This window comes from Bradyrhizobium sp. HKCCYLRH1034 (genome assembly GCF_051168375.1).
Classification (GTDB): domain Bacteria; phylum Pseudomonadota; class Alphaproteobacteria; order Rhizobiales; family Xanthobacteraceae; genus Bradyrhizobium.
The window spans coordinates 1-23,596 of sequence record NZ_JBNPUW010000018.1; the positions used below are offsets into that span (position 1 = coordinate 1).

At 66.5% G+C, this 23,596-nt stretch carries 25 protein-coding genes and 1 riboswitch; of the genes, 11 read left to right on the forward strand and 14 right to left on the reverse strand.

What is annotated here, in order from left to right; all coding sequences use genetic code 11:
• The 3 genes from ACQR0W_RS30480 to ACQR0W_RS30490 all read left to right on the forward strand — a co-directional run.
• Nucleotides 1-378 (forward strand): hypothetical protein (locus tag ACQR0W_RS30480; protein WP_316171787.1); only part of this gene is annotated, 378 nt, incomplete at its 5' end.
• Nucleotides 379-492: 114 nt separating this feature from the next.
• The gene (locus tag ACQR0W_RS30485) at nucleotides 493-723 is read left to right on the forward strand and encodes a hypothetical protein (RefSeq protein WP_315718098.1); all 231 of its coding nucleotides are present in this window, start codon (nucleotides 493-495) and stop codon (nucleotides 721-723) included.
• 54 nt (nucleotides 724-777) lie between these two features.
• Nucleotides 778-2,832, forward strand: coding sequence for a S8 family serine peptidase (locus ACQR0W_RS30490; RefSeq protein WP_316171788.1), 2,055 nt, complete (start codon nucleotides 778-780; stop codon nucleotides 2,830-2,832).
• A gap of 734 nt (nucleotides 2,833-3,566) precedes the next feature.
• Here the strand turns inward: ACQR0W_RS30490 and metW are convergent.
• Nucleotides 3,567-4,232 carry a methionine biosynthesis protein MetW gene (metW, locus tag ACQR0W_RS30495; RefSeq protein WP_315718100.1) on the reverse strand — a complete coding sequence of 222 codons (666 nt, stop codon included), beginning with the start codon at nucleotides 4,230-4,232 and terminating at the stop codon, nucleotides 3,567-3,569.
• Between the two features lie 3 nt (nucleotides 4,233-4,235).
• The gene (gene metX / locus ACQR0W_RS30500) at nucleotides 4,236-5,450 is read right to left on the reverse strand and encodes a homoserine O-acetyltransferase MetX (protein ID WP_315753818.1); all 1,215 of its coding nucleotides are present in this window, start codon (nucleotides 5,448-5,450) and stop codon (nucleotides 4,236-4,238) included.
• 91 nt (nucleotides 5,451-5,541) lie between these two features.
• Nucleotides 5,542-5,621: riboswitch (SAM riboswitch) on the reverse strand.
• A 197-nt stretch (nucleotides 5,622-5,818) separates the two neighbouring features.
• Between metX and ACQR0W_RS30505 the strand changes: the two genes are divergently transcribed.
• The 3 genes from ACQR0W_RS30505 to ACQR0W_RS30515 are packed head-to-tail and all read left to right on the forward strand — an operon-like array spanning nucleotide 5,819 to nucleotide 8,719.
• Nucleotides 5,819-6,652 (forward strand): chorismate mutase, encoded by an 834-nt coding sequence (locus tag ACQR0W_RS30505; protein WP_315753820.1) that lies wholly within the window; start codon nucleotides 5,819-5,821, stop codon nucleotides 6,650-6,652.
• A gap of 37 nt (nucleotides 6,653-6,689) precedes the next feature.
• The gene (gene hisC / locus ACQR0W_RS30510; RefSeq protein ID WP_315753822.1) at nucleotides 6,690-7,787 is read left to right on the forward strand and encodes a histidinol-phosphate transaminase; all 1,098 of its coding nucleotides are present in this window, start codon (nucleotides 6,690-6,692) and stop codon (nucleotides 7,785-7,787) included.
• Entirely contained in the window at nucleotides 7,784-8,719 is a 936-nt protein-coding gene (locus tag ACQR0W_RS30515; protein ID WP_315753824.1) for a prephenate/arogenate dehydrogenase family protein, read from the forward strand. Before hisC ends, ACQR0W_RS30515 begins: the two co-directional genes overlap by 4 nt.
• A gap of 2 nt (nucleotides 8,720-8,721) precedes the next feature.
• Here the strand turns inward: ACQR0W_RS30515 and ACQR0W_RS30520 are convergent, their stop codons facing one another.
• Nucleotides 8,722-9,906 carry a DUF2125 domain-containing protein gene (locus ACQR0W_RS30520; RefSeq protein WP_316171789.1) on the reverse strand — a complete coding sequence of 395 codons (1,185 nt, stop codon included), beginning with the start codon at nucleotides 9,904-9,906 and terminating at the stop codon, nucleotides 8,722-8,724.
• A gap of 99 nt (nucleotides 9,907-10,005) precedes the next feature.
• Here ACQR0W_RS30520 and ACQR0W_RS30525 point away from each other — a divergent pair, with 99 nt between their 5' ends.
• Nucleotides 10,006-10,602 (forward strand): gamma-glutamylcyclotransferase, encoded by a 597-nt coding sequence (locus tag ACQR0W_RS30525; RefSeq protein ID WP_410051264.1) that lies wholly within the window; start codon nucleotides 10,006-10,008, stop codon nucleotides 10,600-10,602.
• A gap of 3 nt (nucleotides 10,603-10,605) precedes the next feature.
• On the opposite strand, the gene ACQR0W_RS30530 is transcribed toward ACQR0W_RS30525, so the two are convergent.
• From ACQR0W_RS30530 to ftsE, 4 genes are all read right to left on the reverse strand, one after another.
• On the reverse strand, nucleotides 10,606-11,373 hold the full coding sequence (locus tag ACQR0W_RS30530) for a lysophospholipid acyltransferase family protein (protein ID WP_315718107.1): 768 nt from the start codon (nucleotides 11,371-11,373) through the stop codon (nucleotides 10,606-10,608).
• A gap of 12 nt (nucleotides 11,374-11,385) precedes the next feature.
• Nucleotides 11,386-12,099: a YdcF family protein gene (locus ACQR0W_RS30535; protein WP_315718108.1), complete on the reverse strand. Its 714-nt coding sequence runs from the start codon at nucleotides 12,097-12,099 to the stop codon at nucleotides 11,386-11,388.
• Between the two features lie 255 nt (nucleotides 12,100-12,354).
• Nucleotides 12,355-13,323 (reverse strand): cell division protein FtsX, encoded by a 969-nt coding sequence (locus ACQR0W_RS30540; RefSeq protein ID WP_315826642.1) that lies wholly within the window; start codon nucleotides 13,321-13,323, stop codon nucleotides 12,355-12,357.
• The gene (ftsE, locus tag ACQR0W_RS30545) at nucleotides 13,316-13,975 is read right to left on the reverse strand and encodes a cell division ATP-binding protein FtsE (protein ID WP_006615648.1); all 660 of its coding nucleotides are present in this window, start codon (nucleotides 13,973-13,975) and stop codon (nucleotides 13,316-13,318) included. The genes ACQR0W_RS30540 and ftsE overlap by 8 nt, the downstream gene beginning before the upstream one ends.
• A gap of 214 nt (nucleotides 13,976-14,189) precedes the next feature.
• Between ftsE and ACQR0W_RS30550 the strand changes: the two genes are divergently transcribed.
• Together ACQR0W_RS30550 and ACQR0W_RS30555 are read left to right on the forward strand one after the other, a co-directional pair.
• Nucleotides 14,190-15,044, forward strand: coding sequence for an MJ0042-type zinc finger domain-containing protein (locus ACQR0W_RS30550; RefSeq protein WP_316187402.1), 855 nt, complete (start codon nucleotides 14,190-14,192; stop codon nucleotides 15,042-15,044).
• A 54-nt stretch (nucleotides 15,045-15,098) separates the two neighbouring features.
• On the forward strand, nucleotides 15,099-15,479 hold the full coding sequence (locus ACQR0W_RS30555; protein WP_315718112.1) for a response regulator: 381 nt from the start codon (nucleotides 15,099-15,101) through the stop codon (nucleotides 15,477-15,479).
• A 388-nt stretch (nucleotides 15,480-15,867) separates the two neighbouring features.
• On the opposite strand, the gene ACQR0W_RS30560 is transcribed toward ACQR0W_RS30555, so the two are convergent.
• From ACQR0W_RS30560 to ACQR0W_RS30590, 7 genes are all read right to left on the reverse strand, one after another.
• Nucleotides 15,868-17,037 (reverse strand): mandelate racemase/muconate lactonizing enzyme family protein, encoded by a 1,170-nt coding sequence (locus ACQR0W_RS30560; protein ID WP_316187397.1) that lies wholly within the window; start codon nucleotides 17,035-17,037, stop codon nucleotides 15,868-15,870.
• A gap of 34 nt (nucleotides 17,038-17,071) precedes the next feature.
• Nucleotides 17,072-17,779, reverse strand: a complete 708-nt coding sequence (locus ACQR0W_RS30565; protein WP_315718115.1) for an SDR family NAD(P)-dependent oxidoreductase — start codon at nucleotides 17,777-17,779, stop codon at nucleotides 17,072-17,074.
• Nucleotides 17,776-18,846, reverse strand: a complete 1,071-nt coding sequence (locus tag ACQR0W_RS30570; RefSeq protein WP_315718116.1) for an ABC transporter substrate-binding protein — start codon at nucleotides 18,844-18,846, stop codon at nucleotides 17,776-17,778. Before ACQR0W_RS30570 ends, ACQR0W_RS30565 begins: the two co-directional genes overlap by 4 nt.
• Before the next feature lie 21 nt (nucleotides 18,847-18,867).
• Nucleotides 18,868-19,707 carry an ABC transporter permease gene (locus ACQR0W_RS30575; RefSeq protein ID WP_315718117.1) on the reverse strand — a complete coding sequence of 280 codons (840 nt, stop codon included), beginning with the start codon at nucleotides 19,705-19,707 and terminating at the stop codon, nucleotides 18,868-18,870.
• Complete coding sequence (locus ACQR0W_RS30580) at nucleotides 19,700-20,527, reverse strand: ABC transporter ATP-binding protein (protein ID WP_315718118.1); 828 nt, start codon at nucleotides 20,525-20,527, stop codon at nucleotides 19,700-19,702. Before ACQR0W_RS30580 ends, ACQR0W_RS30575 begins: the two co-directional genes overlap by 8 nt.
• A gap of 72 nt (nucleotides 20,528-20,599) precedes the next feature.
• Entirely contained in the window at nucleotides 20,600-21,544 is a 945-nt protein-coding gene (locus ACQR0W_RS30585) for a dihydrodipicolinate synthase family protein (RefSeq protein WP_316171794.1), read from the reverse strand.
• A 28-nt stretch (nucleotides 21,545-21,572) separates the two neighbouring features.
• Nucleotides 21,573-22,388, reverse strand: a complete 816-nt coding sequence (locus ACQR0W_RS30590) for an IclR family transcriptional regulator (protein WP_315753841.1) — start codon at nucleotides 22,386-22,388, stop codon at nucleotides 21,573-21,575.
• A gap of 220 nt (nucleotides 22,389-22,608) precedes the next feature.
• On the opposite strand from ACQR0W_RS30590, the gene greA reads away from it, so the two are divergent.
• Both greA and ACQR0W_RS30600 read left to right on the forward strand, forming a co-directional pair.
• Entirely contained in the window at nucleotides 22,609-23,091 is a 483-nt protein-coding gene (greA, locus tag ACQR0W_RS30595; protein WP_316171797.1) for a transcription elongation factor GreA, read from the forward strand.
• Between the two features lie 22 nt (nucleotides 23,092-23,113).
• Nucleotides 23,114-23,578, forward strand: a complete 465-nt coding sequence (locus tag ACQR0W_RS30600) for a metallophosphoesterase family protein (protein WP_316171798.1) — start codon at nucleotides 23,114-23,116, stop codon at nucleotides 23,576-23,578.
• Nucleotides 23,579-23,596: the final 18 nt, after the last annotated feature.

Consider the following 23,596-nt stretch of genomic DNA (forward strand, 5'->3'; position numbering starts at 1 on the left):
AGCGTGCTCAAGAAGATCGGACAGGGCGTCCAGACCGGCCTCGACGTCGGCCACAACCTCGGCATCTTCAGCGCTGGCCAGCCGGGCCAGCAGGCGGCGGGCGCGCAGCCCACCGACATGGAGCTGCAGAGCTTCTGGAGCGTGCTCAAGAAGATCGGTCAGGGCGTCCAGACCGGCCTCGACGTCGGCCACAACCTCGGCATCTTCAGCGCCGGCCAGCCGGGCCAGCAGGCGGCCGCCGCGCAGCCCACCGACATGGAGCTGCAGGGCTTCTGGAGCGTGCTCAAGAAGATCGGACAGGGCGCGCAGACCGGCCTCAACATCGGGCACACGCTCGGCATCTTCAGCACCGGCCAGCCCGCAGGCACGATGCACTAGGACGGCGGATCTGAAGCAGCGACCCGCGCCATTCGCAACGCGGGTCCAAGCAAGCAAGGCGGTGGGCGCACGAACAGTCCGCCCACCGCCGACCTGACATGGAGGGAGCGACGCATGGCGGATCCGAACTCAGAGCAGGAATTCATCGTGCAAGGCGAGCCGGTCAAGTCCGGCCAGCTTGCTGATCATTTGAGCCGCGAGCCCGGCGTGAAACGCGTCGGTCAGGTCGCGCCCGACGTCGTCATCCTGTCGATGACGAAGAGCCAGGCCGACCGCCTCCGATCGACTTTCAGCACGATCGTGGTGGAACCGAATGCTCCGCTGAAACCCTTTGGCGCCGGCTGACTTCAGCCGCGCCCTCCCCGACGATGTCACGAGCGAGGATGAAGGAGCCCGCAAATGGCCGCACGAAGCAAACCTGAAATCTCGGATCCGAAGAAGGATGCGGCCGGCACGGCCGTCAACGGCACCGGAGCACGGCCCGGAGCGGAGCAGCCACCAGCCGAGGCCGTTGCCGCACCGCGGGCTACAACGCCGGCAGCCGCCGCTGCAGCACCTGCCGCGCAAGGCACGGGCCGCAGCGACGGCGGCAAGGACGGCGGCAAGGCGCCGCCGGCAGCGGGCCAACCCGTCGCAACGATCTCGCAGCGACGGGCGCAGTACATCCTGGCCCCGCGCCAGCAGACGGGGCTTGCGACCTTCAGCGCCGACTTCATCGTCCAGCAACTGACAAACACTCCCGACATCGACGTGGTGAAGACCATTCAGCCGCCACGGCTGCTCGGATTCCAGAGCGCCGACCCGGGGCAAGCCCCGCTCGGCCCGATGGTGCTGGCCCGCATGGCGCCCGACAAGGCCGAATTGCTGAAGGCCCAGGCCGGCGCACGGCTCGCGGTCGAGCGCGATGCGCCGCTCACCTACATGCTCGATCCGACCGTCCCGCAGGTGCCGGCGCCGCATCAGCTTCCCAATCCCGGCGTTCTCATTCCCTTGGCCGACGGGTTCTCGACGACGATCGAAGTGGTCGGCGAGAGCGGCCCGCTGCCGGAGGTGGAAGTGTACGTGTTCGGCAGCGTGTGGCCGGTTCAGGGCGTCACCGACGCCAGCGGCCGCGTCACGCTCAAGATTCAGGGCGAGACGCCCGACACCATCCGCTCGATCCTGATCAAGCCGCGGGTCGATTACTGGACCTTCTGGCTCGATCGTCCGCAACTGACCCCCGACAGCGTGAACCGCATCGCCGCGAAGACGCTGGGTGCCTACCTGCGCGGCTTTCCCGGCCAGCAATTGCTGGGATGGGGCCAGCGCGCGATGGGCCTCGACCGCGTTCCCCTCGCCTACAATGGCGCAGGCGTGAAGATCGCGGTGATCGATTCCGGCGCAGCACCAACCCATCGCAATCTGCACGGCGTCACGATCGGCAAGAGCATCGTCGGCAATGATCCCGCGAGCTGGACCATCGATACGATTGGCCACGGCTCGCATTGCGCCGGGATCATCGCCGGCGGGCCTGTCGGCAGCGGCGGAGGCATTCGCGGCTTCGCTCCGGCGGCCGAAATCCATGTCTGCCGGATCTTCCCGGGTGGCCGGTTCAGCGATCTCGTCTCGGCGCTCGACTACTGCATGGAGAATGGCATCGACGTCGCCAACATGAGCCTGGGCGGCGGCGAGCCGTCGCAGATCATCGAGGAACGGATCTTGCGGGCCAAGCAGATGGGCCTCGCCTGTATCGTCGCCGCGGGAAATTCGTCGGGGCCGGTCCAGTTTCCCGGCTCGACGCCGCATTGCCTGTCGGTCGCCGCGATGGGCAAATGGGGCGAGTTTCCCGAGGACAGCTTCCACGCCCAGCAGGGGTTGGACGGCTTCCGGAGCGCCGACGGATATTTTCCGGCCAAGTTCAGTTGCTTCGGGCCGGAGATCGACGTCTGCGCGCCGGGCGTCGGCATCGTGTCCTCGCTGCCGGCGGATGGCTTCGGCGCCTGGGACGGCACCTCGATGGCGACGCCGCACGTCACCGGTCTCGCCGCGCTCGTGCTGGCGCATCATCCCGACTTCAAGGGCCAGTTCGCGACGCGCGACGCGCGGCGTGTCGAGCGGCTGTTCCAGATCCTGAAGGAGACATCGACGCCGCTGCAATTCGGCGATCCCAATCGTGCAGGAGCCGGGCTGCCGAATGCGATGCGCGCCCTCGGCCTGGAGGCGAGCGTGGCCTCCGCGCCCGCGGCCGATCCCTCGCTCGACGTGCTCCGTCGCCTGTTGGGACTGGCGCGCGGCGCGCGGAACGGCGCGACGTCTCCGACGCTGGCGCCGCAGGCGCCGAATGGCAAGCTCAACGGATCCGGTTCGGTTGCCCGGGGCCCGGCAACGACGACCGGCGAGTGGTCCAGCCCGGCGGTCGGTGATCCCAGTCCGGCGCAGATCCGCGACATGATGCACAAGGTCGGCTTGCTGTAGATTGCCGGCCCAGCCACAGCGACGAAGCAGCGTCGTTGCACGACGGGCAGTTTGCGCATGAGCGTCATGCGCGAATTGCCCGTCGTGTTAGTTCGTCGCACGTTTGGCACTTGCGCCGTCGGGCAAATCAGGCGCAGATTTCCGCGCGTCCCGCCTCGCAGCAAGAGGGGCGTATCGCGGTCGTCACGAACGCTGAGTGTGGGATGCGATGGGCGTGTCGGATTGCGCGTGGGGCTTGCCTCGCGCGGACGAACAATTCCGATGCGCACGGTCAAGTCGCGCGGTCCTGGCATCCCGACGCTGATGCCAAGTTTGTTGTGGTGTTCTGCATCACTCGGACGACGGTGGCCAGAAAGCCCGGCGCACCGGGGAGAACGCGAAGCAGCCGTTCAGCCATCGCGCAGGGAAGGCCGGGTGTTCCGGCTCGTACCTGTGGTTCCTGCCGCCTGCATTTTTTCCGCAGGCGGGCCATGGGTGCGGCCAGCATCCGGCCTTCCCTGCGCCTCTTCGTTATCGGAGGCGATGCATGACGCATAGCTCGGGCGCAGATGCGCCGCGGGAACGTAGCACTTTGTTTCAACCGCTCTCGGCTCTTTGAAAAGTAAAAGCCGCCAACCCCAAGCTCGTCATGGCCGGGCTTGTCCCGGCCATCCACGTCCGTCCTCATGCACGCTCTAAGTTGCGATCGTGTCGAAGAGATCATCCCAGCCCCCTGGGAACGGTCGCCCCCTGCCCTACCTTCCCTTCTCCGCCCGGCTCAGCAGGAACACGCCCTGCTCGCCGAACATGTTCCAGAACCACCAGGGCATCGCGACGCGCAAGGGACGGCCGTAACTATCAAGCGCGACGGCGCGCTCCATCTTGACGCCGATCTCATCGCAGAGCTGCACGAAGTCCTTGATGGTGCAGAAATGGATGTTCGGCGTGTCGTACCAGGTGAAGGGCAGATTGTCGGTTCGCGGCATGTGGCCGCCGACGAGCAGTTGCAGGCGCAGCCGCCAGAAGCCGAAATTCGGAAAGGTGACGATGGCGCGACGGCCGATGCGCAGCAGATTCTCCAGCACGACCTTGGGCTGCCGCGTCGCCTGCAAGGTCTGCGACAGGATCACATAGTCGAACGCATCGTCGGGATAGTCGACGAGATCGGTGTCGGCGTCGCCCTGCACCACCGCGAGCCCCTTGGCGACGCAATGATTGACGCCCTCGCGCGACAGCTCGATGCCGCGGCCGTCGATGCCGCGGCTCTCCAGCAGCTGCAAGAGATCGCCGTCGCCGCAGCCGATGTCGAGCACCTTGGAGTCGCGCTCGACCATGCCGGCGACCAGCAGATGATCCGGCCGATAGGCCAGCACCTCGCCGCCGGAAAAGCCGTTCAGCGGCAACACGCCCTGCATGCTCATGGCTCAGCCTCCGTTCGCGGCGTTGAGGCCGCGCGCCTTGCCGGCGGAATCGAGAAAGGCGCTGGCGATCTCGAAGAACTCGGGGACGTCGAGCAGGAACGCGTCGTGCCCCTTGTCGGTCTCGATCTCCGCGAACGACACCCGCGCGCTGGAGGCATTGAGCGCATGCACCAGCGCCCGCGATTCCGCGGTCGGAAACAGCCAGTCGCTGGTGAAGGACACCACGCAGAAGCGGGTCTTGATGCCGCGGAACGCCGCCGCCAGCACGCCGTCATGATCGGCGGCGATGTCGAAATAGTCCATCGCCCGCGTCAGATAGAGATAGGAGTTGGCGTCGAAGCGCTCGACGAAGGACGAGCCCTGATAGCGCAGATAGCTCTCGACCTGGAAATCGGCGTCGAACGAGAACGTCGGCAGTTCGCGGTCCTGCATGCGGCGGCCGAACTTGCGATGCAGGGCGGCATCCGACAGATAGGTGATATGCGCGGCCATCCGTGCCACCGCGAGGCCGCGATGCGGATGAGTGCCCTTGTCGCCGTAGCGGCCGTGGTCCCAGTCGGGATCGGCCATCACGGCCTGGCGGCCGAGCTCGTGGAAGGCGATGTTCTGCGCCGAATGCCGCGTCGCGCAGGCGATCGCGAGATTCGCGAACACGCGGGTGGGATAGGCCACCGTCCATTGCAGCGCCTGCATGCCGCCCATCGAGCCGCCGACCACGGCGAACAACGTGTCGATGCCGAGATGATCGATCAGCATGGCCTGAGCGCGCACCATGTCGGGGATGGTGATGATCGGGAAATCGAGCCCCCACACCTTGCCGGTGGCGGGATTCAGCGAGGCCGGGCCGGTCGAGCCCATGCAGCCGCCGATCACGTTCGAGCAGATGATGAAATAACGGCTCGGGTCAAGCGGGCGGCCAGGGCCGACCAGCGTCTCCCACCAGCCGGGCTTGCCGGTGACGGGATGGCGGTTGGCGACGTGCTGGTCGCCGGTCAGGGCGTGGCAGACCAGGACCGCGTTGGACCTGTCGGCGTTGAGTTCGCCATAGGTCTGGTAGGCGATCTGGAACGGCGACAGGTCGACGCCGCAATCGAGCCTGAGCGGCTTGTCGGCGCCGAACTGCGCGACCAGCGAGCTCGGATGATCGACCTCGTGCGAGCGCTCTTCGGGCGCAATCGTGCGCAGCGCGGAGGTGGGTTTCGGCGTCAGGCCTGTCATGTCTCTCACCCCGGCCATCCGGCAAGGGCTCCCGAACCACGTGACACATCAGGCCATGAAAAACCCGGCCTGAACTGGGGTTCGGCCGGGATCGATAACGTCCCCGGCCTGTTTAGCGAGTTTTTTAACGTGGCTGCAAGCCGGCCGGCTCAAATGACCACGGAACAGGCAGAAACTAGTCCCGCGGGCGCTCCGCGTCAAGGCAAGCTGGGGTTGACCGCCGATCGGGCGCCCCACGGCTGCAAACCAGCCAAGCCTAGGCGGCACAAGGTAAACTTGCTGTTGCGCGCGTCTCCCGCATCGGAGAGAACGACATCCGTTCCAGTCGGCCGCACGTTAACCGGTGGCCTGCGAAGAGTGACCAGCCCATGTCCAACCCGCCGCCTGCCCCGCCTTCGCTTGCCGATTTGCGCAAGGAGATCGACACGATCGACGAGCAGGTGCATCAGCTGCTCATGAACAGGGCCGACATCATCGACCGGCTGATCAAGGTCAAGAAGACCCAGGAGGTCGGCTCGGCATTCCGGCCGGCGCGAGAGGCCGACATGATGCGGCGCCTGGTGCAGCGCCATCGCGGCATCCTGCCGCTCGACACCGTCGAGGGCATCTGGCGCGTGATCGTCTCGACGTTCACTTACGTGCAGGCGCCGTTCTCGGTTCACGCCGACGTGTCGGTCGGCGAATCCGCGATGCGCGATTCCGCCAGGTTCCATTTCGGCTTCGTGGTGCCTTATGTCGCCCATTTCAGCGCCCAGGCCGCCGTCGAAGCCGTGGCGCGCTCGAAGGGCGATCTGGCGCTGGTGTCGACGACATCGGGGCATACGCCGTGGTGGATCACGCTCGAGCCCGTGGGCGCGCCGAAGATCATCGCCCGGATGCCGTTCATCGAGCGCGCCGATCATCCGGCGGCGCTGCCGGTGTTCGCGGTGTCGCGGGTCGCCGACGACGCGCTCGTGCTGGAGGTCGAGACCTGGAGCATCCGCGTCTCCGGCTGGAATGCGCAGGTGTCGCGCGCGCTGTCGCCGCTGGCCGACGTGGTCGCAGTGCCCGATACCGCCTTCGACGGCGCCGCGCTGCTGGTGTCGATCGAGGCGCCGTCGAACCTCGACAAGATCAAGGCTGCCCTAATCGCGGCGGGCGCCTCGGTCCGCTCGACGGCCCTCGTCGGCGGCCATGCGAAACGCTATACGGTTCCGAGCTGAGACGCCTCGCGCCAGTGATGATTTTCCGGAGTTGATGATGAACCGCCCCGTGCCGAACCCCGGCATCCTCGACATCGCGCCCTACACGCCGGGCAAGAGTCCCAAGCCGGAGCCTGGCCGCAAGGTTTTCAAGCTGTCGGCCAATGAGACCCCGTTTGGTCCCTCGCCGAGGGCGATCGAGGCGTTCAAGAGCGCGGCCACGCATCTGGAAGATTATCCGGAAGGGACCTCCCGGGTGCTGCGCGAGGCGATCGGCCGCACCTACGGCCTCGATCCCGACCGCATCGTCTGCGGCGCCGGCTCCGACGAGATCCTCAATCTGCTGGCACACACCTTTCTCGGCCAAGGCGACGAGGCGATCTCCACCGCGCACGGCTTCCTGGTCTATCCGATCGCGACCATGGCCTGCGGCGCCAGGAACGTGGTTGCCGCGGAGACGGAGTATCGCACCGATGTCGACGCCATCCTTGCCGCGGTGACGCCGCGCACCAAGCTGGTCTGGCTCGCCAACCCGAACAACCCGACCGGCACCTACATCCCGTTCGACGAGGTCAAGCGGCTGCGTGCCGGCCTGCCGTCGCATGTCGTGCTGGTGCTCGACGCCGCCTATGCCGACTACGTTTCGCGCAATGACTACGAGTTCGGGCTCGAGCTGGTGGCGACGACCGAGAACACGGTCGTCACTCATACCTTTTCCAAGATCCACGGCCTCGCGGCGCTCCGTGTCGGCTGGATGTTCGGCCCGGCGCACATCGTCGATGCGATCAACCGAATCCGTGGGCCGTTCAACGTCTCCTCGCCGGCGATGCTCGCCGCGGTCGCCGCGATCGAGGACACCGCGCATCAGCAGATGTCGAAGACGCACACGGAAACGTGGCGCAACTGGCTGACCGAGGAGATCGGCAAGCTCGGGCTGAAGGTGACGCCGAGCGTCACCAATTTCATCCTGATCCACTTCCCGACCGACAAGGGCAAGACCGCGGTCGAGGCCGACGCATTCCTGACCCGGCGCGGCCTCGTGCTGCGCGCGCTCGCCAACTACAAGCTGCCGAACGCGCTGCGCATGACGATCGGCACCGAGGAAGCCAATCGTCTGGTCGTGGAGGCTCTCAGCGAATTCATGAGGGCGAAATGAGCGTCGCGGGGCGGTTCGAACGCATCGCGCTGATCGGCTTCGGCCTGATCGGCGGCTCGATCGCGCGGGCGGCGCGGCTGCAGGGCGTGGCCGGCGAGATCGTCACCACCGCGCGCTCGGAAAAGACGCGCGCGCGCGTCGCCGAACTCGGCCTCGTCGACCGCGTCGTGGCGAGTAATGCGGAGGCGGTCAAGGATGCCGACCTCGTCATCCTCTGCATTCCCGTCGGCGCGTGCGGTCCGGTCGCGGCCGAGATCGCGCCGCATCTGAAGCCCGGAGCCATCGTCTCCGACGTCGGCTCCGTGAAGGGCGCCATCGTTCGCGACATGGCGCCACATCTGCCAGCGCATGTTCATTTCGTGCCGGCGCATCCGGTCGCCGGCACCGAGAATTCGGGACCGGATTCTGGTTTCGCCGAGCTGTTCATCAACCGCTGGTGCATCCTGACGCCACCCGACGGTGTAGATGCCGACGCGATCGATCGTCTCCGCGCGTTCTGGGCGGCGCTCGGCGCCAAGGTCGAGATCATGACGCCGGATCACCACGACCGCGTGCTCGCGATCACCAGCCATCTGCCGCATCTGATCGCCTACACCATCGTCGGCACCGCCGACGAGCTGGCGCAGGTGACGGAGTCCGAGGTGATCAAGTTCTCCGCCGGCGGCTTTCGCGATTTCACCCGCATCGCCGCCTCCGACCCGACGATGTGGCGCGACATCTTCCTGAGCAACAAGGATGCGGTGCTCGACATGCTCGGCACCTTCACCGAGGACCTCTCCAAGCTGACGCGGGCGATCCGCCGCGGCGACGGCGATGCGCTGTTCGATCACTTCACCCGCACCCGTGCGATCCGCCGCGGCATCGTCGATATCGGCCAGGATTCGGCGGCGCCGGACTTCGGCCGGCCGCTGCCGCAGTTGAAGAAGAGCTGAGGTCAGAACAGCGGCGGGACGCGGGCGACCTTGAACGGACCGAGCACGACGACGCCATCGGAGAAGCGCAACGGGAAGGTCCGCGCCTTGCGCCCTTCGAGGGTGGCCTCCTTGCCGAGCGCATTGATACCGAGCGCGACGCCGACATTGGCGTTCTGCTTGACGACCTTGCCGAGGCCGGGAATGGCGCGGTCGAGCGCACCGAGCAGGTTGTTGACGTCCTGCGACTTCACACCCGGCGCTACGCGATCGAGCGTCCCCTGCGGCACGCCGTTTTCGAGCATCTTGTCGAGACCGAGCGCCGGAATGACCTTTTCGATCCCGGCCACCGTCATTTGCACTTCGCCATCAATGCCGCCATTGGCGGTCAGGCTGAGCGTGCCCGACGCAACGGCCAGTAGCTCGCCCTGCTGGATGCGCGACTGGACGATCTCGACATGACCGCCCGCCGCCTGGATCTCGCGAAACCGCTCCGGCCAGGGTTTGGGCCGGAAGTCCTTGAGACCCGTGACGCGGGCCTGGATGTCGGTATTGAACGGTTCGGCAAGCAGAGGATGGCTGCCTTGGATGCTGCCGCTTTCGATCTGCAGCGCAGTCTCCAGCACCGGATGGTCGGACGGCGTGCCGTCGGCGAAGCGGCCGTGCAACTCGACGTGATCGGCGCGCGCGGCGGGCACGGCTGTCCCGCCCTCGATGCGGTCGATGGTCGGTTGTTCGAACACGAGGTCGGCGCGCTGTGGCGGCCCTGGCAGGCCGCGGACACTGGCCTCGCCGACGCGCCAGTTCGCGGAGAACGAGGTCGGTCCGCGCCCATCAGCAATCGTCGCGGGTCCCTTGAACTCCGCGATGAGCCGCTTCGGGTCCCACACCTGGGCGACGACGAGGATCTCGTCGAGCTTGGCATTCATCAAAGGCGTGCCGGCGGCCTGCGAGAACAGGTCCACGCTCGGATCCGTGCAGCGGACCTCGAGCCGGAACGGGAAGCCCGCGACCGAGCGCTTCGCGCAGTCATAGACGCGTCCCGATTTTGCTTCGCGCGCACGCCAAGCGTCGGCCTGGACATCCACTTGCGAAGCGGCGAAGAACCAGAATGCGCTCCACGCAACAGCGGCGATCAGGAGCAGAACGGGAGCTATGAAGAGCCCCCAACGAGAGCGCCTGCGGCGCGCTTGCGGCAAACGAGACATGCAGGACACCCTTTGGGCAGCAATTTTGGCAATTCGGCGATCACGGATTGTGTATCTAAATTAACAATTCGCGAGCATCACACTTAGGCTTCCGCATTGATGTCCGCAATGACCCTCTCCGAACGCGACCTTCCCCACGGCGACCTCTGGGTCTTCGGCTACGGCTCGCTGATGTGGCGGCCCGGATTCGCTTTTCTCGAGCAGGTGCCGGCGCGGCTGATCGGCGAGCATCGCGCGCTCTGTGTGTATTCGTTCGTCCACCGCGGAACGCCGGAGAAGCCGGGCCTCGTGCTCGGTCTCGATCGCGGCGGCGCGTGTCGCGGCATTGCGTTCCGGGTGGCAGCAGACAAGCGCGACGAGACCATCGCCTATTTGCGGGCGCGTGAGCAGGTGACCTCGGTATATCGCGAAGTGACGCGCTCGGTTTGGCTTGAAAACGACGCGCGCGAGCGGGTGAGCGCGCTGGTCTACGTGGTCGATCGCGGCCATGTGCAATATGCAGGCCGGCTGTCGCCGCAGGAGCAGTTGCGCCATCTACGCCAGGGTCACGGCCAGTCCGGCGCCAATCGCGACTACGTGATCTCGACCGTGAAGGCGATCGAGGCGCAGGGCTTTCGCGACGCGCAGTTGCACCGGCTGGCGACGATGCTGCACGATGACGGCCACTCGCTGCATCCTGCGCCAAGCAAGACATAGCCCTCAAGCCTTCACCGGCGCCGGCACCCGGCCAAACAACTGCGCCTGTTCCGCCTGCCCCGCGGCGACGAGCCGGCCGGTCGCCTCTTCGATGACGCTCTGAATCCGCGCCATGAACTCATCGCGCGGCAGGCCAGGCGGCAGCGGATCGAGAAACTCCACGACGAGCGTGCCCGGATAGCGCAGAAATGTGCGGCGTGGCCAAAACAGACCCGAATTCAGGGCCACCGGCAGGCAGGGTACGCCGCAATCCGTGTAGATCAAGCCGACGCCGCCTTTGTAGTCCGGCGGTGCGCCCGCCGGACGCCGGGTGCCTTCCGGGAAGATCACAAACTGACGGCCGTGCTTCACCTCCTCTGCCGCCCGCCGCATCACCTGCTTCAACGCGCGGGCGCCGGAGCTGCGGTCGATCGCGATCATGTCCGCCTTGACGAGATACTGTCCGAACAAGGGAATCCGCAGCAGCTCGCGCTTGAGAACGAAGAACGGCGCATCGAAGAAATGCAGCAGCGAGATCGTCTCCCACATCGACTGATGCTTGGCGGCGACGATCAGCGGCCCCTTCGGGATCTTCTCGACGCCGCGATATTCGACGCGGATGTTGCAGACGACGCGCATCAACAAGATGTTGCTCTGCGCCCACCAGTTGGCGACGCGCAGCAGCGCCTTGCGGGGCATAGCCAGGGTCGGCAACGCGATCAGCGCCCAGAGCACGAAGTTCGGGTAGAACAGGATGTTGAACAGCAGCGAACGCAGGAAGATCGAGACCATCAGAAACCCAGTTCAATTGGCTTGCGCCGTCGTCGGTCGGCGCGACACCGAGCCGGTTGGCGGATCGAACTCGGGCGCGAGATCGAGGCCGAGATCGGCCAGCCGCAGCCGCATCTCGGCGGCGACATATTTGGCATATTCGGACAGCAGAAGCCGCACCGTCGGCGCGCTGGTCCACCACGGCTCGTCGCGCCATTTCTCGCCAACGACCGCATAGGGAATGAGATCCATGCTCGGCATCGCATGCGACAGTTCGACGATGGCCCGCGGCATGTGATAGTTCGACGTCACGACGATCAGCGACTTGAAGCCGCGCTCGCTCGCCCATCGCCGCGTCTGCGCAGCGTTGCTGCGGGTGTTGATCGCCGAATAATCCAGATCGACGCAGCAGTTGATGAATGATCGCGCCTCGGGCAGCGACCGGGTGATGTCGCTGGCCTCGTTGGTCGGGTGCACACCGGAGATCAGCAGCCGCCGGCCATAGCCTCCCGCCAGGAGTTCCACCGCGTCCGATACGCGTGACGAGCCGCCGGTCAGGACCACGATTCCGTCCGCCTTGCGCTCGGGCTGGATCTCGGCGCCCCGCAATTGCGAGAGGAAGCCGACGAAGCCGACCGCCGCGACGAAGAAGCCGACCCCGAGCGTCGCCACGGCGCCCGCGAGCGTCCGCCACACCGCGACGGTGAGCGGCAGCTTTCGCCTGCTATGGTCAGTCTCCGGCTCCATGCAACGCCTGGCTTGTCCTTGCCTGCCTGCGCGCGGCGCCATGCCGTCGCGCGATCCCGTCGTTCAAGTCCGGGAACGCAGGCAGGTTTCGCCGGCCTCCCGATCACGTTCGCTCGCCGCCGATCCTGGCGCGCGACCTCCGCCGTGTTCGTGACCCAGCTCACCCCGTCCTGCCTCACCCCGGCGCAGACGATTTTAGGCGGTTTTCGGGCCAAGTGAAATCCGCAACGAGACGGCTGGGGATAGAAGCCGCCATCAGTCGATGCTCGCCAGGGTCGTGAACAGGGTCCGGCGTGCGGCCCAGCCGGTCACCGCGGCGATCACCACGGCCTGCAGCGCGATCGCGACATAGCCGAGCGGGCGCAGCGAGAATGTCCCCAGCAACGCCGCGAACTGATCGCCGACGGGAGTGCCGGAGAACCAGTTGGCGATCGACTCCGAGAACCCGAATCCGAGCATCGCAAGGCCGCCACCGATCACGCCCCCCTCCAGTCCGAGCTGCAAAAAGTGCCGCAGGAAGTGGTTGGCGATGTAGCGGTCGCCGGCGCCGACGAAATGCAGCACCTCGACGATCGGCCGGTTCGCGGCCATCGCGCCGCGGGTCGCGAACGACACCGAGATGATGGTGGCAGCGATCACCAGCAGCAGAATGCCGAAGCCTGCGAAAAGCGTCGCGCCTGTCATCGAGCGCATGCGCTCGATCCAGGCGCGGTGGTCATCCACGCTGGCGGTCGGCGCAACCTGGGTCACGCGGCTGCGCAGGGCGTTGAGATCGAAGCTGGTGCCGGGCTGGACGCGCGCGATGATGACGCGCGGCACCGGAAGCTCGTCGAACGACAGGCCGCTGCCGAGCCACGGCTCCAGCAGCTTGCTGGATTCCTCCTTGGTGAACGGCCGGACCTCCACGATTCCGGACTGCGCCCGCATCGCCTCCGTCACCAGGGCAATGTCGCGCTCGATGTCCCGGCCGGTCTTGGGGCGAACCTGGACGGTGATCTCGCTCGACACCTCCGACTGCCACTCGGCCGCGGACTCGCTGACCAGCAGCACGCCGCCGGTCGTGATCGAGGCCAGGAAGGTCATGATCGCCACCACGGCGACCAGCGCGCGGCCGGCGATCGAGGCGCGCGGCACGATCGGCGACACGATGCGGGCCTGCGCCGGCAGTTGCGGGCGGTCGTCGCCGAGATCGACCAGGAGGCCGCGATCGTCTACGCTACTCATAGATGTGCAATCGTCCCTGATGCAGCACCAGCCGGCGGGCCTCGTATTGGTCCATCAGCGTGATGTCATGGGTTGCGATGATGACCGCCGTCCCCGAGCGGTTCAATTCGATGAACAGCCGCAGCAGGCGGCGCCCGAGCGTCGGATCGACGTTGCCGGTCGGCTCGTCCGCGAGCAGCAGTTGCGGCCGCGAGATCACGGCGCGCGCGATCGCCGCGCGCTGCTTCTCACCACCCGACAGGATCGGCGGCAGCGCGTCCATGCGCTCGCCAAGGCCGACCCATTTCAGGAGGTCGATGACCTCCTTGCGGTAGCTCGATTCATCCCGCCCCATGACGCGAAACGGCAGCGCCACGTTCTCATAGGTCGTCATGTGGTCGAGCAGCCGGAAGTCCTGCAGCACGATGCCGATGCGCTTGCGCAGATCGGCGATCTCCTCCTTGCTGAGCAGCGAGATGTCGTAGCCGAACAGATTGACCAGGCCGCGGGTCGGCCGCAGCGATAGAAACAACAGCTTGAGCAGCGAGGTCTTGCCCGCGCCCGACGGGCCGGTGAGGAACTGGAAGGAATGGGCCGGAATCTGGAAACTGAGGTCGCGGAGGATCTCCGGCCCCAATCCATAGCGCAGCCCAACATTTTCGAACCGAACCAAAGCGTCAGCTCCGTTCGACCGCGTGCGCGGCAGACCCGCACGCTCCAAGCTCAGCGGTACGATGGCCCGATTGAGCGCCCGTTATGGTTTCCGGTTCGTTAACGGTCGCCGTGTACCATTCGCGCGATTGAGTTCCGAAGTTCGTCGACATGGCGGTCCTTGTAGCACGAACTGTCGGAAACAAAGCGGCAATGGCCGTTGGAGAACAGGCGCGATGTTCATCGTTTGCCCTCATTGTACGACATCTTATGCCATCGACGTGGCAACCCTGGGTATGGCTGGACGCAGCGTACGCTGTTCCCGTTGCAAGGAGGTCTGGCTGGCGCGACCGGAGGATGCGGTCGAGGCGCCCGCCCCCATGCCTGCCATGGCGGAGGCCGGCGCGGCGGCCGCGCCCCGTGACGCGGCCGACGAGTGGGAAGCCCTCGCGCGCCAGGAAGACGACGACGAACGGACGCCCGACGTGGAAAGTCCGCCGCTGGCTGCCGGCTGGCCCGAGGATGCCCTCGCCGAGCCCGACGACGACACGGCCGATGCCGAGCAGCCGTTGCAGAGCGGGGCTTCGCGCCTCGCCGGTCTCCGCAAGCTCATCAGGCGCCCGACGTTGCCGGATTTCCCAGGCAACAAGGTGTTGAACCTGCCGGTGCTGACGGCCGCCATGGCGGCGCTCACAATTGCGCTGGTGGTGTGGCGCGCCGACGTCGTCAGGCTGCTGCCGCAGACGGCCTCGTTCTACAAGCTGGTCGGGCTCGAGGTGAACCTGCGCGGCCTGACCTTCAAGGACCTGAAGGTGGCGACCGAAACCGTCGACGGCAAGCCGGTGCTGGTGATCGAGGGGACGATCGTCAGCCTGACGAAGAAATCGGTCGACCTGCCGCGGCTGCGCTTCAGCGTCCGTGACGCGCAGGGCACCGAGATCTACGCCTGGAACACGCTGCTCGAGCAGACCGCGCTCAAGCCCGGCGAGCGCACGACGTTCAAGTCGCGGCTCGCCTCGCCCCCTCCCGAAGGCCGCAATATCGATATACGGTTCTTCAACCGGCGCGATCTCGCCGCCGGCAGTGCATGATGGTTCCGGTCTCGTGGGTCGCCCGCGGGGCCCACGAGACGGAGACGAAACGACATGTCGCGCGTGCTGATCGCCGACGACGAAGATTCGATGCGGACCTTGGTCGCGCGCGCCATTGCCATGGATGGACATGAGATCGTGACGGCGCAGGACGGTGCCGAGGCGCTCGACATCCTGACGCGCGAGGCCGGCGCCTTCGACCTGCTGCTGACCGACATCCAAATGCCCATCATGGACGGCATCGCGCTGGCGCTGTCGGCAGCACGCGATTTTCCCGACCTGACCATACTGCTGATGACCGGCTTTGCCCATCAGCGCGAGCGGGCGTCGAATCTCAGCGCGATCGCTCACGACGTCATCACCAAGCCGTTCTCGATCGCCGACATCCGCACCGCGGTCGCCGACGCGCTGGCGTCAAAGGCTGCGAAGGCGTAGGGCGCCAACGATGATCCTCGACGTTGCTGCAGTCCGCGCTGTCATCCCTGCAAACGCAGGGATCCATAGCCACCGCCGCCGTTGAGGGACAAGACTGGTCCCACATCTCGCGCCATCACATCTCCCTGGGGGTATGGGTCCCGGGTCGGCGCCACGCCGTCGCTTCGCGCCATCGCGGCTTGCCCGGGACGACAGCGATGGGTGCGATGGAGCGCGGACGTGCCTGATGGGCTCGCGCCTGCGTAAAGGTCGCTGAAGGAACTGATCCTCTCTCCTCCGTCATTGCGAGCGCAGCGAAGCAATCCAGAATCCCTCTGCGGAGACCATCTGGATTGCTTCGCTGCGCTCGCAATGACGCTGGGGCGGCCGTCGGACGCCCCGCTCAGCTTCACGCGCTGAGCGCGCGCATCTCGGCATAGAGATCGGATTTGCCCTCGAAACCGATGCCGGGGAGGTCGGGCATCGTGATGTGGCCGTCGGTCACCTTCACGCCGTCGGGGAAGCCGCCATAGGGCTGGAACAGGTCGGGATAGCTCTCATTGCCGCCGAGGCCGAGGCCGGCGGCAATGTTGAGCGACATCTGGTGACCGCCATGCGGGATGCAGCGCGACGGCGACCAGCCATAGGTCCTGAGCACGTCGAGCGTGCGCAGATACTCGCACAGGCCGTAGGACAGCGCGCAGTCGAACTGCAGCCAGTCGCGATCGGGGCGCATGCCGCCGTAGCGGATGAGGTTGCGCGCGTCCTGGTGGCTGAACAGGTTCTCGCCGGTGGCCATCGGGCCGGGATATAAATCGGCCAGCGTCGCCTGCAGGTGATAGTCGAGCGGATCGCCCGCCTCCTCGTACCAGAACAGCGGATAGTCGCGCAGCATCTTGGCGTAGGCGATCGCAGTCTCCAGGTCGAAGCGGCCATTGGCGTCGACCGCGAGCTGATTGTTGGGGCCGATCTCGGCGAGCACGGCCTCGATGCGCTGGCGGTCCTCGTCGATCGGCGCGCCGCCGATCTTCATCTTCACGACAGTGTAGCCACGCTCGAGATAGCCGCACATCTCGCGGCGCAGCGCCGAGAGATCCTTGCCGGGATAGTAGTAGCCGCCGGCAGCGTAGACGAAGACGCGCGGTTCGGCCTTGCGGCCGTGCCGCTCCGCGAGCAGACGGAACAGCGGCTTGTCGGCGATCTTGGCGACCGCATCCCAGATCGCCATGTCCAACGTGCCGACCGCGACCGAGCGCTCGCCGTGGCCGCCGGGCTTCTCGTTGATCATCATCGCCGCCCAGGCCTTGTCCGGGTCGATGTTGTCCTTGGTGGCATCGAGCAACGATGTGGGATCAGCTTCCAGAAGTCGCGTGCGAAAACGCTCGCGGATCAGGCCGCCCTGCCCGTAGCGGCCGTTGGAGTTGAAGCCGTAGCCGACCACGGGCCGGCCATTGCGCTCGACATTGGTGATGACCGCGACCAGGCTCGACGTCATCTTGGTGAAGTCGATATAGGCATTGCGGATCGGCGACGAGATCGGCTTCGTCACCTCGCGGACGTCGACGATACGAACGGTCATGGTCATTCTCCTGGTCGGGGTCGCACGCGCCGTTTCAGAGCGAGGCGCCTGCGCAGATGGTGATGGTCTGGCCGGTGATGGCGCCCGCTTCCGGCAACAGCAGGAAGGCGGTGAGCGCAGCCACCTCGACCGGATCGACGTAGCGCCCCATCGGCGGCAGCACCGGGGCGATGCCGGCGCGGCTGGGATCGCGCAGAAACGGCGTGTCGGTCGCAGCCGGTGCGACGACGTTGACGGTGATCAGTCGCGGCGCCAGCTCGATCGCCCAGGAGCGCGCGAGGCCGGTGAGTGCCGCCTTGGTCGCGGCGTATTGGCTGCGGCCGGCCGCGCCATTGGCGGTGCGGCTGCCGATCAGTACGATGCGCCCGCCTTCGCGCAGGCGCGGCGCCAGCGCATTGGCCAGCGCCTCCGCGGCGCCGACATGGACGCGCCACATCCCTTCGCTGCTCTCGGCCTGCAACTCGCCGAGACGGCCGACACGCATGTAGCCGGCGGCGTGGACCAGCGCGGTCACGGCGCCGACGTCAGCAAGGCGCGCGATCAGCGTCTGCGGTTCGGCGAGATCGGCCTCGAAGCCACCGAAGTGTTCGTGCGACAGCACCGAGGCCGCGCGGTCGATGCCGGTCACGCGCCAGCCGTCCGCCAGCAGACGCTCGGCGATGGCGCGGCCGATGCCCGAGCTGGTTCCGGTCACCACCGCATGGCGAAGGCCCGAGCTGCTGTCGTGGTCCTGTGCCGTCATCCCTTGTACGCAGCCGCCTCGGCCCTGACCTTCACTGCATCGAAATTGTTGATCTTGTCGATCAGCTCATTGGTGTAGAGCGCAGCATAGTCCGTGATGTCCAGCCCGTTCATCGCGGCCTCGGTGCGGAACTCTTGCTCGTTGATCCCGCCCATCTTCGTATCGGCATAGGGCGGCGCGTAGAGCTTGATGCGGCGGCTGATCGACTGCAGCACGGCCTTGACCGCCGCGTCCTCGCTGGCACCGCGCGGCGCCGTCTCCGGGTACATCTTGAGAAAGGCCCTGGCGCCGGCGGTCGGATTGGCGAGCAGGAATTGCGACGCCTTGCACACCGAGCGGCCAAAGCCGACCAGGAGATCCCTGTCCTTCTCGAACGTCTGCGGCATCGCCATCAGGAACTGGCCGCCGACCATCGGGATCGTGGTCGGACGCGGCAAATAGGCCAGCTCGATGCCGGCCGCCTCGATCTGGCCGAAGCCAGTATCGAAATAAGCGAGCGCATCGATCACGCCGCGCTGCAGGGCGACGCCCGCCGGCGTGCCGTTGCCGACCGCGACCCAGCTCACATCCTTCTCGGGATCCAGGCCCAGCGCCTTCAGCACGTTCTTGGTGACGGGATATTCGGTGGCACCGAAGTCGGACACGCCGATCTTCTTGCCTTTGAGGTCCGTGTAGCTCTTGAGCCCCGAGCCGGGCGGGACGGCGATGTCCCATTTGTACGGATAGGTATATTGATAGAACAGTTTCGCGCCACTCCATTCGCCCTTGGCGAGCAGCGGCAGCGCTGTCGACGGCACGCCGACGCCGACGAAGACGGAGCCCCGGTCAGTCGCGACCTGGACGTTGGCATTGGTGCCGAGCGCCTGGACGTCGAGCGAGAACCCTTCCTGCGCGTTGTAGCCGAGCGCCTCGCCGATCACGCAATTGATGATAGTGGCGTTGAGCGCCTTGAGCCCGACGCCGAAGCGAAGCTTCTTCGCGTCCGCCGCCATCAGGCCGGCCGGCGCGCCGCTCATCAGCAGCGCCGCGCCGGCACTGCTCTTCAGGAATGACCTGCGCGAAACCATCCTTCGTTCCTCCCTGTGGTCCTATTTTTTCCGGTTGGCGCCCCAGTGCACGACCTTGGCCTCGCACCAGCGCACGATCCCATGCAGCACGATGCCGAGCACGCCGAGAATGATCAGCGCGGCGAACACGCCGGCGACGTCCGACACCGCCTGCGCCTGCGTGATGACGACCCCCATGCCACGCTGGGCGCCGAGGAATTCGGCCACGATCGCGCCGAGCAGTGCATAGACCACCGCCATGTCGAGGCCCGCGAAAATGAAGGGCGCGGCGTTGGGCAGCTTGACGATGCGGTAGGTCTCGAAGCGCGAGGCCGACAGCGAGCGCATCAGGTCGATACGCTCGGGCTCGACGGCGCGCAGCCCCGTGAAGCTGTTGATCAGCACCGGGAAGAACGACAGCAGCGCCGAGATCGCGACCTTCGAGCCGTCACCGAAGCCGAACCAGATCACGATCAGCGGCGCGATCGCCACCTTGGGCAGGCTCTGCAGCGCGAACGCATAGGGCATCACCAGGCGCTCGATGGCTTCGACCTCGGCCATCAAGGAGCCGATGACGAGGCCGAGCCCGACGCCGATGGCGCAGCCGGCGGCGGCGTTGCTCAGCGTGCTCCACAGCGGCAGGTAATAGCCGAGCGGGCTGGCCGGGCTGACCGCGAGCCCGGACCACAACGCACGAACGACCGCTTCGGGCTTCGGCAGGATGTAGGACGGGATGTTCAGCAGGTTGACCGCGGCGATCCAGCTCAGGATCAGCACCGCGAGGCCGATCCAGGCGATCGGCGAGCCCAGGCTGACGCGGCGCCGGGGGCTTGCGGGCTTCTGCGACAGGGCTGAAACGGCGACGTTGGCGAGATCAGTCATGGCCGTGCTCCTGTGCATTGAGCAGCCCGCGAACTTCCCTGGCAAGCCGCGCATAGTCCGGATGCAGCACGATGTCGTCGAAGCTGCGCTGCCGCGGGATCGGCACGTGGAGATCGGCAAGGATGCGGCCGGGACGCGCCGACATCACGATGACGCGGTCGGCCAGGAAGATGGCTTCCGAGATCGAGTGCGTAATCAGCAGGACGGTCTTGCGGTTCTCCTGCCAGATTCGCTGCAGCTCGAGGTTCAGCCGCTCGCGCGTCAGTGCGTCGAGCGCGCCGAACGGCTCGTCCATCAGCAGGATCTCGGGATCGCGCGCCAGCGCGCGGCAGATCCCGGCGCGCTGCTGCATGCCGCCGGACAGCTCATAGGGATATTTGTCGCCGAAATCGCCGAGACCGGTAACGGCGAGCAGCTGCTCGATGCGATCGCCGGCCGGCGCATGTTTGCCGCCGACGCGCAAGGGCAGCCCGACATTGTCGCGCACCGTCATCCACGGCAGCAGGTTGGCCGCCTGGAACACGACGCCGACCTTGCGCGAGGGACCGGCGACGGCCTCGCCATCGAGCAGCAGCCGGCCGTCGCTGTAACTATCAAGCCCCGCGAGCAGACGCAGCAAGGTGCTCTTGCCGCAGCCGGAGGGACCGACGACACAGACGAACTCGCCCGGCTTGATATCCAGCGAGATCCGGCTCAGCGCATGGACCGCCGCGCCGGAGGCCGAGACGTAGGTCTTCGACAGTTGATCGATCGCGATGAGCACAGCCTCGGGCACAGCCGCAGCGCGCCGGGTTGCATCGTCGACATCCATCGTCAGCATCAGCGTCCACCCGGTGTCTTTTTGTTGTGATCACGGGGCAACGGCCGGCACCGGCCGTCGCCTCTCGCAAGCTCAGGCCGCAGCCTTCACCGTCAACCCGGCCGCGGCCACCGCGGCGCGGATCGCGGCCATCTCCTCGGCGCTCGGCGCATGCGTCGGCGGCCGCACGGTGGCATCGCGGATCACGCCGGCGACCTGCATCGCCGCCTTCATGCGGCCATGCGCCTCCCCGGTCGGCTCGCCGCCGCCATACACCGCGTCCTTGAGCGGATCGATCATGGCCTGCAGCTTCATCGCAAGCTTAAGGTCGCCAGCGGTGACGGCAGCGAACAGATCGTAGATCAGATCCGGAATCAGCGAGGCGAAGCCGACCAGCGCACCATCGACGCCCTGCACCATCGAGGCCAGCAGATATTCGTCATGACAGGTCAGCAGCGCCTTGTGCGGCGCCGCGGCGCGGATCGCCTTGAGGTCGCGGGCGTATTTGTTCATCTCGCGGGTGCCGATCTTGAACGCCTGCACGTGGTCGAGGCGGGCGAGCTCGGCGAGCAGCTCCGAGGAGAACGAGGCGCGGGTCCAGGCGGGATAGACATGCACGATCAGCGGCAGCCTGGTGGCTTCGCCGATGGCGCTGAAATAATCCAGGCAGTGCTCGCGCTTGAAGCCGAAGCGCAGCCAGTGATGGGGCGGCATGATGTCGAGAGCAGTCGCGCCCGCTTCCTTCGCCATCAGCGCATGCTCGATGCCGTCCTTGATGCCTTCGCACACGACGGAGGAGATGGTCGGGCAGATGCCGGTGAGCGCCTTGGCGACGATGCGCGTCACCTCCGCGCGCTCCTTCGCCGTGAGGCTGAACACCTCGCCGGTGTGGCCGTTGGTCATGATGCCGACGATGCCGCGACGCTTGCCGAGCCAGGCTGCGTAACGCGACAGCTCGACCTCATCGATGCTGTGGTCGGCGTTGAAGGGGACGGCGATCGCCGGGATGATCCCCTTGAAGTTGGTCATGACGCTCATGCTTGCTCCTGTTTCGTCACATCGACGTTCATCGTTTCGCGACCGTCGCAGTCGCCCCGCCCATGGCCTCCAGAGCCCGGGACAGCTGGGCTGCCGCTCTGAGCAGCGGCGCCACGCCAAGCCGCTCGAAGTCGTCCGCGGTGATGCGCATGGTGGGCGCAGCGATACTGATCGCCGCGAGCGGAATGCCGTCGCGGTCGATGACGGGCGCGGCGAGCACGCACAGCCCCGGCGCATTTTCCTGATTTGACAGCGCGTAGCCGGCAGCCTTCACTTCGCACAGGCGCTGCAGCAGCGCGTCGAGATCGGTGATCGTGGTTTCGGTGCGCTTGATGCGCGGCTGCGCCTCGAGCACCTCGATCTGCGTCTCGACCGGCAGCAATGACAGGATCGCCTGGCCGACGGCGGTCGAATAGACCGGCGCGCGGCTGCCGATGCGGACGTCGACGCCGAGCCGGACGAGGCCCGCCTGGATGCGCTCGACATAGACGATGTCGCTGCCGTCGAGCACCGCGAGCGAGGCAGCCTCGTTCATCTCGCCGACCAGGCTGCGCAGGATCGGGCGCGCCTGTGTGCGTAGCTCCGAGCGCGCGATCGCGTTGAAGCCCAGATCGAGGCATTTCAGCGTCAGGCGGAAGCGCCTGGAGTCGCCGACCTTCTCGACATAGCCGAGCATCACGAGCGTGTTGAGCAGGCGGAACGTGGTGCCCTTGTCGAGCGCCGCGCGGCGCGCAACGTCGGCGAGCACCAGCTCGGGCTCCTCGCTGGTGAAGGCATTGAGCACCTGAAAGCCCTTGGCCAGCGACTGCACGACGCTTTTGCCAGCCTTGCTGTCCTCGTCCACTAGGGAGCTCCGACGTTTCCTGTTTGACGCCCGTGTTGACAGCGGGCATTTTGATTTGCTATGGTTCGGATTGCGAACTATAGTTCGTATATTAGAACGCGCCGAGTCGCCGCTGTCAAGCGCGCTCATGCGCCATGCGTCCGCGGCTTGAAATCCGCGCAGCCAGCATGATCTCTCTCTGAGGGCCGCGACATCTCGCGGCCCTTTGCAGGAGTCCCGCGTGAGCGTCGCATTCACCAAGGAAGAGAGCGCCGAAACGGCGGCCGAGACGCAGCTGCCGGACCGGCCGGTCTCGCCGCATCCGAATCTCGTGACCGCGACCGGACTCAAGGCGCTCGAAGAGCTGCTGCACGAGGCGCAGGCAGCCTATGAAGCGACGCAGACCATCGAGGACGTCAACGAGCGCAGGCGGGAATCGGCGCTGCCGCTGCGCGACGCGCGCTACTATGCAACGCGGGTGCGGACCGCACAGGTGATGCCGGCGCCGGCATCGACCGACCAGATCGCGTTCGGCAGCACGGTGACATTCAAGCGCGGCGACGGCCGCGTCCAGACCTACACCATCGTCGGCGAGGACCAGGCCGATCCCAAGCAGGGCATGATCTCCTACGTCTCACCGGTCGCTCGCCTGCTGCTGGGCAAGTCGGCCGGCGACGTCGTGGAGGCGTCCGGCCAGGAGCTGGAGATTCTCAAGATCGCCTGAGGCCGCACGCCGGCGGGGAACGATGCTCAGACTTGGAATCATCTCCGACACGCACGGCCTGCTGAGGCCCGAGGCGGTGCGGTCTCTGACCGGCGTCGATCACATCCTTCACGCCGGCGATATCGGCCGGCCTGAGATCGTGGAGCAGCTTCGCTTGATCGCTCCGATCACCGCGATCCGCGGCAACATCGACACGGCGGACTGGGCGAAGGCCTATCCCGAGACCGACACCGTGCATCTCGAGGGCCGGACGTTCTTCCTCGTGCACGATGTCCACGACCTGACAATCGATCCTGCAAAGGCTGGCATCGACGTCGTGATCTCGGGCCACTCGCATCGGGCGCGGGTCGAAACGGTCGACGGCGTGCTCTACCTGAATCCGGGCAGCGCCGGGCCACGGCGTTTCAAGCTACCGATCACGCTGGCGACGCTCGACATCTCCTCAGGGACCCTGTCGCCGGTGATCCACGATCTCGGCAGCGCCTGAGGCAAAGCGAAAGGGCGC